Below are 16,853 nucleotides of genomic sequence, written 5' to 3'. Positions count from 1 at the left end.
TTATTGGCGTTAAAAAACATGCAAAAGTACAAAATTTTATGCAGTTATATATGAAAATAGTAAGTTTGCAACTTATTGATAATAAACCAATGCAAATTTTTTCAACACAAACTGATTTAGTATCTTTTCTTAATCCTTTTTATGATAAAAAATCTACTATTGGTTTTGTTCCAACAATGGGTGCATTGCATAAAGGTCATTTGTCACTTCTAGAAACCGCATTACAAAACAATGAAATTGTTGTAATAAGTATTTTTGTAAATCCAACTCAATTTAACAATCATGAAGATTTAAAAAAGTATCCTAGAACTTTGGAGGAAGATGTAAAAAAAATCAAGTCTATTTCTGAAGAAATTATAATTTATGCGCCAACGGTTGATGATATTTACAAAGGCAAAACAATATCTCAACATTTCAATTTTGATGGATTAGAAAATCAAATGGAAGGTAAATTCAGAATGGGTCATTTTGACGGCGTTGGAACTATAGTAAAACAATTATTCGAAATCATAAAACCAACAAACGCCTATTTTGGAGAAAAAGATTTCCAACAGTTACAAATCGTAAAAAAATTAGTTTCTAAATATAAAATTCCAGTTAAGATAATTGGCTGTCCAATTTTTAGAGAACCGAATGGTTTGGCTATGAGTTCAAGAAATGAAAGACTTTCGTCTACTGAACGAAAAGAGGCGTCTATCATTTTCAAAACAATTACCCATGCAAAAAAACTTTTTAAAAGTAAAAGTGCCAAAGAAGTTACCAATTGGGTAAAAAACGAATTTTCAAAATATCCAAAATTTGAATTAGAGTATTTTGAAATTGCAGATGAGGAAAAACTATTGCCTTGTATCCGAAAAAATAAATCAAAAAACTATCGTGCTTTTATTGCTGTTTTTGTTAACAATATTCGTTTGATAGATACTATTTCATTAAAATAATTAACTTTGCCCCATGCAAATTGAAGTTGTAAAATCTAAAATTCACCGTGTAAAAGTTACCGGAGCCGATTTAAATTATATCGGAAGTATTACTATTGACGAAGCTTTAATGGATGCTTCAAACTTAATCGAAGGAGAAAAAGTTACCATTGTTAACATTAATAATGGAGAGCGTTTTGAAACATATGTAATCAAAGGAAATAAAAATTCAGGAGAAATTACATTAAATGGTCCTGCTGCTAGAAGAGTTCAAAGAGGCGATGTGATTATCATTATTTCTTATGCTTTGATGGAATTTGAAAAAGCAAAAACATTTAAACCTTGGTTAGTTTTCCCTAATGAAGAAGACAATTCACTAACCTAACTTTGAAAAATTCTATTCGAAAATGGTTGACGGTTTTAATTCCACTTTTAATTGGAATTGGAATTATTTACTATCAATTTTCTACACTTACCAGTGAAGAAATTGAAAAAATAAAAATCAGTTTTGAAAAAGCTAATTATTACTATATTCTTCTTTCTTTAGTTATTGCTTGTCTTGGATATTGGTCAAGAGCTTACAGATGGAAATATGCACTCAATCACTTGGGCTATCAAACCAAGTTTTTCAATAATTTTTTTACCGTTGCAGTTTCTTATTTAGTTAATTTAACTGTACCACGTTCTGGAGAAATTTCACGTGCTGCATTGCTAAAAAAATATGAAGATGTTCCTTTCGATAAAGCATTTGGAACAATCGTTGCCGAACGAATAGTAGATTTATTGATATTCCTATTTTTTGTTTGTATTGGAGTAATTTCTCAATATGAACTGATTTACAAATTTTTAATTAGTAAAAATGTTTCGCTAGTAACTTTTCTTTATTTTATTATTGGAGCTGTAATTTTAGGAGTCATTTTTCTTTTAATTTGGATTTATGCCGAATGGAAAATTATAAAATTACTCAAAGAAAAACTTTCTGGTTTGGTTGAAGGAATGACCACAATTTTTAAAATGAAAGACAAATGGAAGTATATTTTTCATTCATTTTTCATCTGGTTTTCCTATTTGACTATGTTTTATGTTGCCGTGTTTGCTTTACCTGAAACTTCTGAAATTTCATTTGACATTGTAATCATGGGATTCATTTTTGGAAGTTTAGCCGTAGGCTTTTCGAATGGCGGTTTGGGTGCTTATCCTTTTTCTATTGCACTTATTTTTTCTCTTTACGGAATTGCTAACGATATCGGAACTGCATTCGGATGGCTTGTTTGGACTTCACAAACTATTTTAGCAGTCGTTTTAGGGTTAGTTTCTTATTTATTATTACCTATTTTTAATAGAAATAAATAATTTACTATCTTGCTAATCGTTTAGCAAAATCAACATTCTAACTAACCTGTTTTTCTATGAAAAAATTGCCTTTGTTTTTATTGATGCTTTTTACTTGTAGTTTGTTTTCTCAAAAAAAAATTACGGATACTATTTTTTCAAACAAATTAAATGAAGAAAGAATAATTCAAATAAGTCTTCCGCCATCTTATGCAAAAAATAAATCTCAAAAATTTCCTTTACTGGTGCTTTTTGATGGCGATTTTCTTTTCGATGCCTATCAAGGTGCTTTGAGTTACGGATATTATTGGGATGACTTACCAGAAGTAATTATTGTTGCCATAAATCAGGGTAATTCTCGTGAAAATGATTGTGCTGTTAATGCTGAAACAGGTTTGCCCGAAGAAAAAGGTGAAAAATTCTTCGAATTTGTTGGAATGGAATTAATTCCTTTAATCGAAAAAAACTTTCGAGTTGCTCCTTTCAGAATTGTATCGGGATTAGATGTTACTGCAGGTTTTTTGAATTTATATTTATACAAGGACCAACCTATTTTCAAAGCTTACATTTCTTTTAGTCCAGAATTACCAACTGATATGGAAAAAAATCTTCCGGAAAGATTTGCTGCCATTCAGCAACCTATTTTCTATTACCATTGTACCGCTGATGGCGATTTGAAAAAAATGAGAACTCGAATTATGGCAATGGATGAAGAAATTAAAAAAATAAAAAACCCATCATTAAACTATCTTTTTGAAGACTTTAAAGAAGCATCCCATTATTCGGTTGTTCTACATGCAATTCCAAGTGCTTTATACCAAATATTCTCGGTATATCAACCTATTTCAATGACTGAATTTCAAGAAAAAATTGTCAAGTTGCCTTCGGGTTATGCTCAATACTTAAAAGACAAATATGAATTACTGGAAAAATCATTAGGACTAAAACTTCAAATTAGACTTAACGATTTTAAGGCAATTGAAGCAGCAATATTGAAAAATAACGCATTAAACGAATTTGATGAATTAGCTCAGTTAGCCGACAAAGATTACCCAAAATCAATGTTAGCGGATTATCATATGGCATTGATGTATGAGAAAAAAGGCGATTATGCTAAAGCTCAAAAAACCTATTTAAGAGCATTTCAAAGAGAAGAAATTGGAGATTTAACAAAGGACATGATGTATGAGAAATCAGAAGACATGAAACGTTTAGCACCTAAAAAAGGTAAAAAAGGCGAAGTAATAGAAGAAACTCCGGTTGAAGAAATACCTGCTGAAACTCCACCAGAAACACCAACTGAAGAGAAAAAATCTGAATAATGGCGAAATTGAAAACGACATTTTTTTGTCAAAATTGCGGCACACAATACGCAAAATGGCAAGGACAATGCAATGCTTGTAAAGAATGGAATACCATTGCTGAAGAAATTATTCAGAAAGAAGAAAAAACCAATTGGAAGCCAACAACATCTGAAACCAAACGTGTTTCAAAACCTTTAAAAATCAAAGAAATCGATTCTACTCAAGAAGTTAGAATGGATACCACTGATGGCGAATTGAATCGTGTTCTTGGTGGCGGAATTGTGCCTGGTTCTTTAACATTACTTGGTGGCGAACCAGGAATTGGGAAAAGTACTTTATTGCTCCAGATCTCTTTAAAATTACCTTATAAAACTTTGTATGTTTCTGGCGAAGAAAGCCAAAAACAAATCAAAATGCGAGCTGAACGAATTAATCCGAACAGTGATAATTGCTACATTTTGACAGAAACCAAAACACAAAATATATTTCGTCATATTCTTGAAATTGAACCCGATATTGTTATCATCGATTCTATTCAAACTTTGCATACCGATTACATAGAGTCAACCGCTGGAAGCATTTCTCAAATTAGAGAAACAACTGCCGAACTAATAAAATTTGCCAAAGAAACCAATGTTCCTGTGATTTTGATTGGACATATTACAAAAGATGGAACCATTGCTGGACCAAAAATTTTAGAGCATATGGTTGATACCGTTTTGCAATTTGAAGGCGACAGAAATCATGTGTATAGAATTCTTCGTTCATTAAAAAATCGTTTTGGTTCTACAGCAGAATTAGGAATTTATGAAATGCAAGGTTCGGGCTTACGCGAGGTTTCTAATCCATCCGAAATATTAATTTCACATCGAGAAGAAGAACTTTCGGGAACAGCAATTGCATCAACTCTAGAAGGAATGCGTCCATTAATGATTGAAATCCAATCGTTAGTATCAACTGCTGTTTATGGAACACCTCAAAGAAGTACAACGGGTTACAACGCCAAACGTTTGAACATGATTTTGGCAGTTTTAGAAAAGCGAGCTGGTTTTCGTTTAGGAACAAAAGATGTTTTTCTAAACGTTACTGGTGGAATTTCGGTTGATGATCCAGCAATTGATTTAGCAGTTGTTGCGGCTATTCTTTCCTCAAATGAAGATATTGCTGTTGGAAAAGATGTTTGTTTTGCTGGCGAAGTTGGACTTTCTGGAGAAATTCGTCCTGTGAATAGAGTTGAACAACGAATTCAAGAAGCTGAAAAGCTAGGCTTTTCAACCATATTTGTTTCCAAATACAATAAAATCTCTGCAAAATTCCCTGGAATAAAAGTAATATTAGTATCCAAAATTGAAGAAGTAGTCGAACAATTATTTGGATAATTCTTTGATTTATTGATACTAAAAACACTCAAAAATCGTTTTTAGTTACTAATAACTTTAATTATGAAAACAAAAAAATATGTACTGCTTTTAGTTCTGCTAACAACTTTTTCGTGTTCTAAACAAAATCATTTTAGTGAATTTATTGAGTTTCCCGAAGACAATCGCTGGGATTTGACTGATAAAAAAACATTCGAATTTGAGATTGATGATGATACAAAAAACTATAATGTTTCTCTCTTATTCAGTCATGTTTATGGATATCAATTTAACTCAATTCCTATCGTTTTTGAAATTAATAATCCTGATGGAACAACCGAAGAAATCAAAGAAGATTTAATCATCAAAGATGATGAAGGAAAAGATTTAGGCGATTGTGTTGGTGATATTTGTGATTTAAATTATACTTTCAAATCAAATATAAAACTTCAAAAAGGAACTTATAAAATCACTGTTTCTCATAATTTTAATGGTCCATTTTTGCCAAATGTCATTGGAATTGGTTTGAAAGTTGATGCTATAAAATGATAAATCGAAAACAAAAATTAATTCTATCACTTAAAATTTTATTATGCTTCATTGCATTAATAGTAATTCTTGTTTTCATCTTTCGGAATACTTTACTTGAAAAAATAATTGCGCGTGTTGATTTAAAAATGGAACGCGATTATCAATGCGATTTTTCAGTTAAAAATGCCGCTTTTGATGGATTAACCACTTTACACTTTGAAGACATTTCGTTGGTTCCAAAGCAAAAAGACACTTTGGTTCGTATTCAAAAACTTCAAACCAAAGTTAATTTTTGGAAGTTATTGGTTGGTGATGTTCAATTAGGAAAACTAGAAATCAATAACGGATTTGTTCAATTAGTAAAAAATAAAAAAGGCAGCAATTTTGATGCTTTTATTAAATCAAAAAAAGATACTACTTCAGATAAAGGAGTGAATTATGGAAAGTTTGTGAATCGAATTTTATCACAATTTTTAAACTTGATTCCAACCGATTTGCAGGTTAAAAGTTTTGATTTAAAAATTAACGACAACGGAAATAAAGTAGTTTTAGATTGTTCTGAAATGATTCTGAAAGATAAAAAACTTTCCTCTTCCATAATCGTAAAATCTGATTTAAAAGAACAAATTTGGAACGTTTCAGGCTTTGCCGATCCACGCGATAGAAAAACAGATTTAGTGTTTTCAACTTCAAAAAATGACACTATAAAAATTCCTTTTCTTGATAAAAAATTTAATTTGAAAACGGGTTTCAAAAGCATTCATTTTGTATTAGACGAAATGGATATGGCTCACGGAAATCTTCACTTAAAAGGATTTACATCAATTCAAAATCTGTATGTAAACCATCCGAAAATTTCAAAAAAAGAGGTTTTTGTTAACAACGCTCAACTTGACTATCATTTTATTTTTGGCGAACGTTTTATTGCTGTTGACAGCACTTCTAAAGTTCAAATTAATAAACTGATTCTCAAACCATTTCTTTCTTATTCAAATGATGAAGACAAAATTTATTCACTACAATTAGAAATTCCTAAAATTAAAGCACAAGATTTTATAGAATCCTTGCCAAAAGGCTTGTTCACTCATATTGAAGGAATGCAAGCTCAAGGAAATTTTAACTACAAATTAAATTTTGAATACAACAATCATCATCCTGACGATTTGGTTTTTGAAAGCAAATTAACTCCCGAAAAATTAAAAATTACTCAATATGGCGAAGCCGATTTGAGCAAAATAAACACCGAATTCGTGTATCGTGCAATTGAAAAGGGAATTCCGCAAAGACCAATTATTGTTGGAAATTCGAATCCCTTTTTTACTCCGTTAACTGAAATTTCTCCTTATTTACAAAAATGTGTGCTAACCAGCGAAGATCCATCTTTTATGCAACATCGAGGATTTATAAATGATGCATTCAAACAATCAATTGCAAAAAATATTCGAACCAAAAAATTTGCTCGTGGTGCGAGTACAATTAGCATGCAATTGGTAAAAAATGTATTCTTAACCCGCGAAAAAACATTGTCTAGAAAATTAGAAGAAATTCTATTGGTTTACATTCTAGAAAACCAAAGAATTGCGTCCAAAGAGAGAATGCTTGAAGTATACTTTAACGTCATCGAATTTGGACCAAATGTTTACGGTATAGGCGAAGCATCGGCATTTTATTTTCAAAAAAAACCAATTGACTTAACGCTAAATGAATGTTTGTTTTTAGCAACTATTATTCCAAGACCAAAAGGCTTTATGTATAAATTTGATGGAAATCAACAATTAAAATCATTTGTCAAACAAGAAAATAAATTTTTAACCAATGTAATGTTGCGCAGAAAAGTTTTAGAACCAAATGATACTATTGGACAACATTTCGCTTTAAAAATAAATGGCCCAGCTGAATTTTTCTTAAAAAACAAAGCAGCTGCAAAAACTGAAATTGATAGTTCTTCAATAGATGAATTTGATTTTTAACTATTTGAATACAAAGTTTTTATTCTTAACTTTACAAAAAACAAATAGTTATGAAAAAAACTTTACTTGCCTTAGTTCTACTTTTTTGCTTTTCAGTTAATGCTCAAACTGTTGCTGTTCAATCTTTTGCAACTGGTTTTTCCTCAGCAGTAGCAATAGTTCATCCACCAAATGATTCTCGCCTTTTTGTGGTGCAACAAGCTGGCTTAATTCGTATTCTTAATTCAAACGGAACGGTAAATGCAACGCCATTCCTGAATTTAAGTTCTATAATTACTTCTGGTGGCGAAAGAGGTTTGCTTGGATTGGCTTTTCATCCTAACTACGCATCAAACGGTTTATTTTTTGTAAACTATACTAATACTTCAGGAAATACAGTTATTGTTAAATATAATGTTTCTGCAAATCCTGATGTAGCATCAACCTCTGGAACTATTTTAATGACCATAAGTCAACCTTACTCCAACCACAATGGCGGAAGTATCGTTTTTGGTCCAGATGGATATCTTTACATTGGCATGGGCGATGGTGGAAGCGGTGGCGATCCTGGAAATAGAGCTCAAAACATCAACGAAAATTTGGGTAAAATGCTTAGAATAGATGTTGATTCTGCTTCGCCTTATGGAATTCCAGCATCTAATCCTTATATTGGAGTCGCAGGAAATGATGAAATTTGGGCAATTGGTGTTCGAAATCCTTGGAAATTCTCATTCAACCGCTTGAATGGCGATTTATGGATTGCTGATGTTGGTCAAAATGCAGTTGAAGAAATTGATAAAGTGGCGAGTCCATTGCCAAATACTGGTTTAAACTTTGGTTGGAAATGTTATGAAGGAACAGTAGTTTATAATAATTCTGGTTGTCCTGCTTTTTCAAGTATGGTTGCGCCTATAGCAGAATATACTCATGCTTCATCTGCGGCTAGATGTTCAATTACAGGTGGTTATTTTTACACGGGAACTACTTATCCAAATTTTGCGAACAAATATTTTTTTGCTGATTATTGTTCTGGCGAAATTGGTTATGTTGACAATAGCGGAACAATCACTTGGGCTTTAGATACGCCAAGTATAATAACGACTTTTGGAGAAGATGTTAATGGTGAATTATATATAAGTAATGGAAGTACAATCTCTAGAGTAATTGATTCATCATTAAGCAATTCAGAATTTGAAAATAATTCCATTTCAGTTTATCCAAATCCAGCAAAAAATCAGATTACAATTGAAAGTGCTTCAAACATTGCTTTAAAAACAATCAATATTTATGATATTTCAGGAAAACTTTTGTTATCTGAAAACAATTTGAATGTATCAAATAAAAGTATCAATACTTCAAATTTAACCTCAGGTTTATACATTATTGTAACCGAAGATTTATCTGGAAATCAATTAAAATCAAAAGTGATAATTGAATAGTTTATGGTGCAGGATTAGGATGTAATTCTTGAATCTTATTGATTCCTTTAATTATATTTTCTGAAAGTTTAACTTCAAATGCATCAATGTTTTCTTTAAGCTGCTGCATTGTTGTTGCTCCAATTATGGTTGAAGTGACAAACGATTGTTCGCTTACAAAAGCCAAAGCTATTTGCGTTAAAGTTAATCCATTTTGTTCTGCTAATTCTTTATACAATCGAGTTGCTTTATAACAATTCTCGTTTGAATATCTTGTGAATTGTGGAAACAAACCTAATCTTGAATTAGGTTGAATTCCATTCAAATGTTTCCCAGTTAAAAAGCTAAAACCTAAAGGTGAATAGGCCAATAAACCAACTTTTTCTCTCATACATAATTCAGAAAGTCCTACTTCAAACAATCGATTCAACAAGGAATACGGATTTTGAATGCTGACAATTCTTGGTAAATTGTGCTTATCACTTTCTGATAAAAATTTCATTACACCATATGGATTTTCATTTGAAACACCAATGTGTTTTACTTTTCCTTCTTTAATCAATCTATCAAAAATGGTCAATATTTCTAAAATATTATCTTCCCATTTCATATCAAGTTCCGATAAACCTCTTTTACCAAACATATTCATCACACGTTCTGGCCAATGCATTTGATATAAATCTATATAATCGGTTTGTAGATTTTTTAAACTCAATTCTACAGCTTCGTGGATGCTTTTTTTCGAAAAATCTAATGGCTTTCTAATGTATTCCATCCCACGATTTGGTCCGGCTATTTTTGTAGCAACAACTATTTTCTCTCTTTCATTTTTACCAATTTTTGATATCCAGCTTCCAATATAGCGTTCTGTACTTCCAAAAATTTCTGCATTTCCACCTATAGGATACATTTCTGCGGTATCCAGAAAATTGATTCCTCTTTCTACAGCATAATCTAATTGAGAATGTGCTTCGGCTTCGGTATTTTGATTACCAAAAGTCATGGTGCCAAGGCAAATTTTACTGATTTTAATATCGGTATTAGGTAAAGTAGTATAGTTCATGAAATAATATTTTGCTCAACAAAAATAAGGTTTTGAGAATGTTTAATCCTTATGATTAAGAAATTTTTTAGAAATGATAATAAAAAAGGTTCAGCAATGCTAAACCTTTTTTTAAGTATCTTTTGTTTGGTTAAAACTCATTTAACATCTTAGAAATTTCATCTAATTTTGGAGTTAAAATAATTTCAATTCTACGATTTTTTGCTTTTCCATCTGGTGTATCATTACTCATCAACGGTGCAAATTCACCACGGCCAGCAGCCGTTAAATTTTTCTTTTGAATTCCTGTATTTTCAGCCAAGATATTTACAATTGCAGTAGCACGCTTAGTTGATAAATCCCAGTTATTTTCAATTCCGCTTCCAAGAGTTCCAATAATTTTATCGTTATCGGTATGACCTTCAATTAAAACAGTAATATCAGGATTTTGAGCTAAAACTTTCCCAACTTCAACTACTGCTTTTCTTCCTTCTGAACCAACAGCCCAACTTCCAGTTTGGAATAACAATTTGTTCTCCATAGAAACATAAACTTTTCCGTTTTTTTGTTCAACCGTCAATCCTTTTCCTTCAAAGGCATTTAAAGCTTTTGATAAAGTTTCTTTTAACTTTTTCATCGCTGCATCTTTGTTGGCAATCATGCTTTCCAGCTCGCTTAATCTTTTTGAACTCGCAGAAAGTTCGTCACGTAATTTGTTCAGACGATTTTGCTCAGCTGCTAATGCTTTTTCTTTTGCATCCAATTGAGCCAACAATTCACGGTTTTTGTTCATGTTGGTCGTCAAAGCTTCGCTACTGTTTTTCTCTAACGCATTATACGATTCTTGTAATGCTTTCAAATTATTGGCAGTCGCATTACAATCCGTTTGTAGTTTATCGCGTTCCGATTTAATTTTTGCCAATTCTGCTTTCAACGAACTATTTTCTGTTTCTAATAGATTTTTAGCCTTTTTTAAATCTTCATTTTCATCGGCAAGATTATTATTTTCCTTCTTCAAATCAGTGTATTTGTTTTCTAAATCATTGTAGATTTTTTTGGAAACACACGAAGACATCGAAAATAGAATCAATGTTGCAAATACTGTTTTTTTAATCATTTTTAAATTTTTTTATATTAGTAATTTGGGGTTTATTTTATTTCAACCAAAACCGGACAATGGTCTGAATGTTTGGCTTCGGGTAATATTACAGCTCTTTGTAATCGGCTTTCTAAAGGTGTAGTTACTAAACAATAATCAATTCTCCATCCTTTATTATTTGCTCTTGCATTTGCTCGATAACTCCACCAACTGTAATGATGTGGTTCTTTATTAAAATGACGAAACGTATCTATCATTCCTTTTTTCATAAATTTATCAAGCCATGCTCTTTCTTCTGGAAGAAATCCTGAAACGGTTTTGTTTCGAACTGGATCGTGAATATCAATGGCTTCATGACAAATGTTATAATCGCCACAAATTACAAGATTTGGAATGGTTTTTCGCAATTCATCAACATAATCTTGAAAATCATCCATGTATTTAAACTTGTGATCCAATCGATCAATATTGGTTCCTGAAGGCAAATACAAACTCATTACTGAAAAATCATCAAAATCTATCCTAAGATTTCTACCTTCAAAATCCATATGCTCAATTCCCGTTCCATATTCAACATGGTTGGGTTTCACTTTAGACAAAATAGCCACACCACTATATCCTTTTTTTTGCGCTGGATAATAATATTGATAAGAATAACCCGCTTTTGTTATATCTTCAACTGGCACTTGATCTTCGGTTGCTTTAATTTCCTGCAAACAAATTACATCGGGATTTGCTTGTTGCAACCATTCAATAAAGCCTTTATTTATGGCGGCTCTAATTCCATTAACGTTATAAGAAATAATTTTCATGGTATAAATTTCCCCAAAATTTTCTAAAAACTTAGTTAATACTTTTATCTTTTTTAACAAACTTATCAGCAATTGAATTTCTTTCTTTTCATTCAATTAAAGAAAATTTTTCAAGAGAATTACTATCTTTGTTTTTTTGCTCAAAATTTAAAATCAATACATGGGGTTAGTAACAGCCAAAGAGGTTGCAAAAGCAATCAATGCAGACAAATATGGAGTTTTCGGTACTTTTTGTGGTTGGCTATTGATGAAAGCTCTCAAAATCTCGACCTTAAATAAAATCTACGACCGTAATAAACATTTGAGCGAAGTAGAATTTTTAAATGCAATTTTAGATGAATTTCAAATAAAGTTCGAAATTCCTGAAGAAGATTTAAAACGTTTACCAAAAGATGGCGCATACATTACCATTTCAAATCATCCGTTAGGCGGAATTGATGGTATACTGCTTTTGAAATTAATGCTGGAGCGCGAACCTAATTTCAAAATTATTGCCAATTTCCTTTTGCACCGCATTGAGCCAATGAAGCAATACATCATGCCTGTAAATCCTTTTGAAGACAGAAAAGATGCTAAATCTAGCGTTGTTGGAATTAAAGAAACCCTACGTCATTTGAGCGATGGAAAACCACTAGGAATGTTTCCTGCTGGTGAAGTTTCGACCTATAAAGATGGGAAATTAGTGGTTGACAAAGCTTGGGAAGAAGGCGCAATCAAAGTAATTAGAAAAGCGCAAGTTCCAGTTGTTCCTATTTATTTTCATGCCAAAAACAGTAAATTCTTTTACTTTTTGTCAAAATTAAATCCAACGTTGCGCACGGCAAAATTACCTTCTGAATTATTAACTCAAAAAGACAGAGTAATTAAAGTTCGTATCGGAAAACCTATTTCAGTTAATGAGCAAAATGAATACACAACAATAGATGAGTACTCTGAATTTTTAAGAAAGAAAACCTATATGTTGGCTAATTCATTTAATTCAGAAAGCAAACTGATTAATGTTACTAGCTTAAAAATTCCAAAATCTCCTAAAAAAATAGTTACTCCTGCAAATCAAGACAACATGGTTGCAGAAGTTGAAAAACTAAGAGAAACCGATTGTCGTTTTTTTCAAAGTAAAAACTATGAAGTTTTCTTTTGTGATGCTTCCAAAATTCCAAATATACTTCACGAAATAGGAAGATTACGTGAAATTACTTTCCGCGAAGTTGGCGAAGGAACAAATGAGTCTATTGATTTAGATAAATTTGACCAATACTACCGTCATATGTTCCTTTGGGACGAAAACACTAAGCAAATTGCTGGAGCTTACCGTATGGGATTGGGTTCTGAAATTTATGCAAAATACGGAATAGAAGGATTTTATTTAAATGATTTATTCCGTTTTGAACCTGAATTATATGATATGATGTCAAAATCTATCGAAATGGGTAGAGCTTTTATCGTAAAAGAATACCAGCAAAAACCAATGCCATTATTTTTATTATGGCGCGGAATAATTCATACTACGTTGCGTTATCCTGAGCATAAATTTTTAATTGGCGGTGTAAGTATCAGTAATCAATTTACAGATTTCTCAAAATCATTGATGATTGAATTTATGAAATCCAATTATTATGATCCTTACATGGCGCAATATGTTCATCCAAAAAAAGAATTCAAGGTAAAACTAAAAGATGCCGATAAGGACTTTATTTTTGATGAAACCGAATCTGATTTGAATAAATTTGATAAAATCATTGACGAACTTGAACCAGGAAATTTGCGTTTACCTGTTTTAATTAAAAAATACATCAAACAAAATGCACGATTGATTGCCTTTAATGTTGACCCATTATTTAATAATGCAATTGATGGCTTAATGTACATACGAATTGCCGATTTACCTGAAGATACTGTAAAACCAGTAATGGAAGAATTTCAGGCAGAACTAGAACGAAAAGAAAACTCATCAAAATCATAAATAAAAAATCCCGATTGCTCGGGATTTTTTTATAAATCTTTTATTTGTTCTTGAAAATCCTTCCAGTTTTTCTCGGTCAATGTTGGTTTAATTGTCAGCTTTTTACCTTTGATATATTCTAAAATATATTTAGACCGTTCTTCAGATTCAGGATGTGTTGAAATCCATGAAAAACCATCTGGCATTTTACTGTCTAAAGACATTTGATACATAAAATCTGCCATAGGTTTTGGGTCAATATCAGCCTCAATCATATAATCAACACTAGTAATATCGGCTTCCTTTTCCAAAGTTCTATCGTAGGCTGAAGAAGAAAGCGTTTTGAAAACTTCTTTTATCAATTGTCCACCTTTTCCACCTGTTGTTGCCGAAAGTAATACTGAAAACCCTAATTCTTTGGACAGCTTTTTCATCACATGGTTTTTCTCAATATGAGCAATTTCATGACCTAAAACACCTTGCAAAGCTTCTTGCTTTTTACAATCAACAATCAAACCTGTGTAAACCACCAAATGTTTATTTGGTAATGCAAAAGCATTAACTTCATCTTTATCAATAATATGAACTTTTAAAGAATCGCGCTCAATATTGTTGGCTTTACAAATCGGTAATATCAATGAATCCAATGTTTTAGTAATAGAATCATTCAACACTACATCTTCTGTTCGGTTGATTTCATTCCAAATTAAATCACCTAATTTATTCTCAACATTAATGGTTCGTTCTTTGATTTTGAAAAACTTAACATAATCCAGTTGAGAAAATCCAAACCAAATTAGGAAAAAGCTCAAAAGTATAGCCAATCCTTGTATTATTGTTTTTTTCATGATCTAGGTTTGCAAATTAAATTAGTAATTCCTCCAAAAAACAAAAACTCCAAATGTTTTCCTTTTCTAGTTTGAACAGCAGCATAAATTGTTGAAATAATCTCTAAAATATTGAATACAATAACCGTAAAGATATAGGCAAAATATTCGTTAGAAACTTTTTCATCCGAAAACAAAATAGAAACAGTCCACCAGAAACTGGCACTGTTTATTCCTAATAATGCTAATTGAGAAAGTAAGGCTTGCGTACAATGCCATCTCACAAAATAAGGTCCTTTTCTGTTTGCTAAGAAAAAGAAAAATGTTGCCAATAGATTGATAATTGGCAAAGGCAAACCAGCAATCAAAGCCACTAAAGACATCAAGTAACTATTGGATGCTTTTTCTTTTTCGTGCTCTGTTGGATGATATGCAAAAGGTTTTTCTTGTATCATAAATGTTTATATAAATTCCAAATCCAGTTTAAAATAACCAGCAAAATTAATACCAAAGCAACTTTAGGTTTTCGAATGATGGTTTCTGTTTTTAAATAAAACTGATAGAAGGTGCTTTTCTTTTTTAAAATATCTAAGGCAATCCAAAATGGCAAAACTACCATACACAAGCTAACTATAATTCCGAATGGGTTTTGCAAAACAGATGAAATAATTTCACCTCTGCTCAACAAAACTACTGATCGCGTTGTACCGCATGACGGACAAGGATAGCCGGTTACATTTTTAATGAGACAAACACTAAAAGTGTCTGCATTCGTTGAATAATAAATTTGATATAATAAATAAAGTGCACCGAAAAAACAGGCTATAAGAATCAAAACATACAACCTGTTTCGTGTCATTTTTAATATAAAGAATTTTGGAATAATTCCATGTTTTTCTCACGAGTAGCACCCATAATCATAAACCAATCGATGATAGTCCAAATTCCCAAACCACCACAAGTTAGTAATTTTGCAACTCCAAGACCAGTGTCACCAATGAAAAAACGGTCAATCCCTAATGCACCACCACCGACTATTGAAATTATCAAAGCAGTTGAAGGATCTTTAAACTGAAGTGTTTGAACCATTCCCCATTTTGATTCGTCTATACTTAATAATTTTTCTCTAACAGCATGAACATGATGACTTTCGAAAAATTTTGAGTTCATCATCATGAACATGTCTACTTTTTGTGCTTCCATTGTTATATTTTTTGTTAGGTTAATGATTTCACGAATATATAAATTTCTTATAATAAATCTACTTTTTATTTATACAGTCTAATAATTTTATCAACTATTGTTTGTGCTAACTTTTCATGGCTTTCATAGGTCCAACCAGCAATATGAGGTGTTAGCAATACATTTTCGGCATGTAATAAATATTCTAATGCTTTTGGCTTTTCAGTGTCTAAAAATAAGTTTTCAAAAGATAATTTTTCATACTCCAATACATCCAATCCAGCTCCCAAAACCTTTCCAGATTGTAATGCTTCAACCAGATCACTCGTAACAACATTTTTTCCTCTCGATGTATTAATAAACCAAAATGGTTTGGCAAAGGAGTTAATAAACTTTGTGCTTATCATTTTATCTGTTTCTGATGTCCAAGGAATATGTAAACTCAAAACATCTGCTTTTTGTTGTAACTCATTTAAAGAAACTTGTTTCGCATTTTCATCACCAACATTTTCTTGAATATCATAACAAAGAACTTCAACATCAAAGCCTCTGAGTTTTTTAGCAAATGCTTTTCCCATGTTACCATAGCCGATAATTCCAACCGTTTTTCTATCCAATTCATATCCGCGATTTCCTTCGCGAACCCACTGACCATCTCGAACCATTTTATCGGCTTTGTTAAGCTTATTCATCAACGATAAAAGCATTCCTAGAGCATGTTCACCTACAGCGTTTCGATTGCCTTCAGGCGCAGCAATTAAATGAACTCCTTTTAATTGAGCATATTCACAATCGATGCTTTCCAATCCTGCACCAACACGAGCAATAAATTGCAAATTGGTCGCTTTATCCAAAAATGCTTTGTCAATTTTAAACCGACTTCTGATTACTATTCCATGATAATCATGAATTTTTGATTCAATCACTTCTTTGGTGGAATTGTAATCATTCTCATTTTGGAATCCAGCTTTTTCAAGTTGATCCCACAAAAGTTGATGATTGCTGTCTAAATGAAGAATTCTAATGGTATTGTTTTTAAGCATCCTTTTAAGTAAAGCGTAAAGATAATTTATTTTGAATCATTTTTAAATATCTATCCTTTCTGTAACATTCTTCATAAAACAAACACTAACGTAGTAC

Annotated in this window: 17 protein-coding genes; 9 read left to right on the top strand and 8 right to left on the bottom strand. The window is 31.6% G+C overall.

Features of this window, described 5'->3' with window-relative positions; genetic code table 11:
- The first annotated feature begins 89 nt into the window (after positions 1-89).
- The 8 genes from panC (at position 90) to RN605_RS10845 (ending at position 8,830) form a co-directional block, all read left to right on the top strand.
- Positions 90-938, top strand: coding sequence for a pantoate--beta-alanine ligase (gene panC, locus RN605_RS10880; protein ID WP_313325837.1), 849 nt, complete (start codon positions 90-92; stop codon positions 936-938).
- Positions 939-951: 13 nt separating this feature from the next.
- Entirely contained in the window at positions 952-1,302 is a 351-nt protein-coding gene (gene panD / locus RN605_RS10875; protein WP_313324733.1) for an aspartate 1-decarboxylase, read from the top strand.
- A 2-nt stretch (positions 1,303-1,304) separates the two neighbouring features.
- Positions 1,305-2,270: a lysylphosphatidylglycerol synthase transmembrane domain-containing protein gene (locus RN605_RS10870; protein WP_313324731.1), complete on the top strand. Its 966-nt coding sequence runs from the start codon at positions 1,305-1,307 to the stop codon at positions 2,268-2,270.
- A gap of 56 nt (positions 2,271-2,326) precedes the next feature.
- Positions 2,327-3,571 (top strand): alpha/beta hydrolase, encoded by a 1,245-nt coding sequence (locus RN605_RS10865; protein ID WP_313324729.1) that lies wholly within the window; start codon positions 2,327-2,329, stop codon positions 3,569-3,571.
- Complete coding sequence (gene radA / locus RN605_RS10860) at positions 3,571-4,932, top strand: DNA repair protein RadA (protein WP_313324727.1); 1,362 nt, start codon at positions 3,571-3,573, stop codon at positions 4,930-4,932. The genes RN605_RS10865 and radA overlap by 1 nt, the downstream gene beginning before the upstream one ends.
- 63 nt (positions 4,933-4,995) lie before the next feature.
- Positions 4,996-5,460, top strand: coding sequence for a gliding motility lipoprotein GldH family protein (locus tag RN605_RS10855; RefSeq protein ID WP_313324725.1), 465 nt, complete (start codon positions 4,996-4,998; stop codon positions 5,458-5,460).
- A gap of 128 nt (positions 5,461-5,588) precedes the next feature.
- Positions 5,589-7,412, top strand: coding sequence for a biosynthetic peptidoglycan transglycosylase (locus RN605_RS10850; RefSeq protein ID WP_313324723.1), 1,824 nt, complete (start codon positions 5,589-5,591; stop codon positions 7,410-7,412).
- A 50-nt stretch (positions 7,413-7,462) separates the two neighbouring features.
- Positions 7,463-8,830 carry a PQQ-dependent sugar dehydrogenase gene (locus RN605_RS10845; protein WP_313324721.1) on the top strand — a complete coding sequence of 456 codons (1,368 nt, stop codon included), beginning with the start codon at positions 7,463-7,465 and terminating at the stop codon, positions 8,828-8,830.
- Position 8,831: 1 nt separating this feature from the next.
- Here the strand turns inward: RN605_RS10845 and RN605_RS10840 are convergent, their stop codons facing one another.
- The 3 genes from RN605_RS10840 to RN605_RS10830 form a co-directional block, all read right to left on the bottom strand.
- Positions 8,832-9,872 (bottom strand): aldo/keto reductase, encoded by a 1,041-nt coding sequence (locus RN605_RS10840; protein WP_313324719.1) that lies wholly within the window; start codon positions 9,870-9,872, stop codon positions 8,832-8,834.
- Positions 9,873-10,002: 130 nt separating this feature from the next.
- Complete coding sequence (locus RN605_RS10835; protein WP_313324717.1) at positions 10,003-10,968, bottom strand: OmpA/MotB family protein; 966 nt, start codon at positions 10,966-10,968, stop codon at positions 10,003-10,005.
- Positions 10,969-11,000: 32 nt separating this feature from the next.
- Complete coding sequence (locus tag RN605_RS10830) at positions 11,001-11,762, bottom strand: exodeoxyribonuclease III (protein WP_313325835.1); 762 nt, start codon at positions 11,760-11,762, stop codon at positions 11,001-11,003.
- Between the two features lie 160 nt (positions 11,763-11,922).
- Here RN605_RS10830 and RN605_RS10825 point away from each other — a divergent pair, with 160 nt between their 5' ends.
- Positions 11,923-13,725, top strand: a complete 1,803-nt coding sequence (locus RN605_RS10825) for a lysophospholipid acyltransferase family protein (RefSeq protein ID WP_313324715.1) — start codon at positions 11,923-11,925, stop codon at positions 13,723-13,725.
- A gap of 29 nt (positions 13,726-13,754) precedes the next feature.
- On the opposite strand, the gene RN605_RS10820 is transcribed toward RN605_RS10825, so the two are convergent.
- The 5 genes from RN605_RS10820 to RN605_RS10800 form a co-directional block, all read right to left on the bottom strand.
- On the bottom strand, positions 13,755-14,552 hold the full coding sequence (locus RN605_RS10820) for a M48 family metallopeptidase (RefSeq protein WP_313324713.1): 798 nt from the start codon (positions 14,550-14,552) through the stop codon (positions 13,755-13,757).
- Positions 14,549-14,986 carry a DUF4870 domain-containing protein gene (locus tag RN605_RS10815; RefSeq protein ID WP_313324711.1) on the bottom strand — a complete coding sequence of 146 codons (438 nt, stop codon included), beginning with the start codon at positions 14,984-14,986 and terminating at the stop codon, positions 14,549-14,551. The genes RN605_RS10820 and RN605_RS10815 overlap by 4 nt, the downstream gene beginning before the upstream one ends.
- Positions 14,983-15,390 carry a DUF2752 domain-containing protein gene (locus RN605_RS10810; protein ID WP_313324709.1) on the bottom strand — a complete coding sequence of 136 codons (408 nt, stop codon included), beginning with the start codon at positions 15,388-15,390 and terminating at the stop codon, positions 14,983-14,985. Before RN605_RS10810 ends, RN605_RS10815 begins: the two co-directional genes overlap by 4 nt.
- Positions 15,391-15,392: 2 nt before the next feature.
- On the bottom strand, positions 15,393-15,734 hold the full coding sequence (locus RN605_RS10805) for a TM2 domain-containing protein (protein WP_313324707.1): 342 nt from the start codon (positions 15,732-15,734) through the stop codon (positions 15,393-15,395).
- A 65-nt stretch (positions 15,735-15,799) separates the two neighbouring features.
- Positions 15,800-16,756, bottom strand: coding sequence for a 2-hydroxyacid dehydrogenase (locus RN605_RS10800; protein ID WP_313324705.1), 957 nt, complete (start codon positions 16,754-16,756; stop codon positions 15,800-15,802).
- Between the last annotated feature and the right edge of the window lie 97 nt (positions 16,757-16,853).

It is taken from the genome of Flavobacterium sp. PMTSA4 (assembly GCF_032098525.1).
Lineage (GTDB): Bacteria > Bacteroidota > Bacteroidia > Flavobacteriales > Flavobacteriaceae > Flavobacterium > Flavobacterium capsici.
The sequence above is the reverse complement of the archived record's forward strand: the minus strand, read 5'-3'. Positions and strand labels throughout refer to the sequence as shown.